Origin of the sequence: Aeromonas sp. DNP9, assembly GCF_001728955.1 — a bacterium.
GTDB lineage: Bacteria > Pseudomonadota > Gammaproteobacteria > Enterobacterales > Aeromonadaceae > Aeromonas > Aeromonas veronii.
Window position 1 is genome coordinate 1 of sequence record NZ_LYSQ01000068.1, and the last position, 1,032, is coordinate 1,032.

The 1,032-nt window shown below is 57.3% G+C and carries 1 protein-coding gene; it reads left to right on the plus strand.

The features are described 5' to 3' along the window. Positions 1-67 precede the first annotated feature (67 nt). Positions 68-1,030, plus strand: coding sequence for an IS1595 family transposase (locus tag A9G06_RS21245; RefSeq protein WP_069556550.1), 963 nt, complete (start codon positions 68-70; stop codon positions 1,028-1,030). Positions 1,031-1,032 lie beyond the last annotated feature (2 nt).

The following is a 1,032-nucleotide window of genomic DNA, read 5'->3' on the forward strand; positions in this document are numbered from 1 at the left end:
GGCTCTGTCCCAATTACGTGTTGAAAGGCTAATCTTGAAGTAGGCCATCACCTTGAGGTCTACCATCATGGATACCCCAGCCTTTCAACACCTGCTGTCTCTCTTTCCCCAGTTAACCCTGCGCCAGCGCCGTGTTGCTCAGCAGGAGCTCACTGCACCCCACACCATTACCTCGCTCAATACTCAGTTACCGGCATGCAGTGGCTGCCCACATTGTCAGGCAGATGTCGCCCAGATGGCGCCTTGGGGATGGAGTCGGGGGCTGCGCCGCTACCGTTGCAAACTGTGTCTGCGCACCAGCACCGTTCTGACCAAAACACCTCTGTCGCGGTTGCGCAAAGCACAGTGCTGGGAAGACTACGCACAAGCCCTCATCGAAGGACTGACCGTCCGCCAGGCAGCGCGGCGTTGCGGAGTCAGCAAAAACACCGCGTTCCTCTGGCGTCACCGCTTCTTGCGTGCCATGGCAGGTCATCAGGCCACCCGGGAAGAGGGCATCGTTGAGGTAGACGAGACCTTCTTCCTCGAATCGTTCAAGGGGCAACGGGGGCTGCCACGTCCGGCACGTCATCGCGGTGGTAAAGGTCGAACTCGTGGAACTGGGCCAGATTACATCCCGGTGATGGTGGTACAAGACCGTGCAGGCCACCATGCGGATTTTCAGTTGGAGAAAATAGATGCCGAGACGGTCATCGCAGTGTTAAAGCCGTTGGTGTCACCGGATGCGGTGCTATGTAGCGATGGCGCGGGTGTGTATGCCTGTTTCAGCAAAGAACAGGGTGTAACCCATCAGGTAGTGCGTAATCGTCAAGGCGAACGGGTGGTCGGTGCGTATCACATCCAGCACGTAAACGGGTATCACCATCGGTTGAAAGAGTGGATGGAGCGGTTTCATGGCGTGGCGACGCACTACCTGAAGAACTACTTGGGTTGGCGCAGGATGCTGGAGCGTTACGGGAGGGGCGTAAATATCAAAGCATGTTTGCATGAGGCGCTGGGGCGCCCCATGCAACAAGTAATTGGGACATAGCC

Excerpts from the sequence above, each read along its gene's own strand:
- A9G06_RS21245 (WP_069556550.1), top strand. The coding sequence starts at position 68 with ATGGATACCCCAGCCTTTCAACACCTGCTGTCTCTCTTTCCCCAGTTA.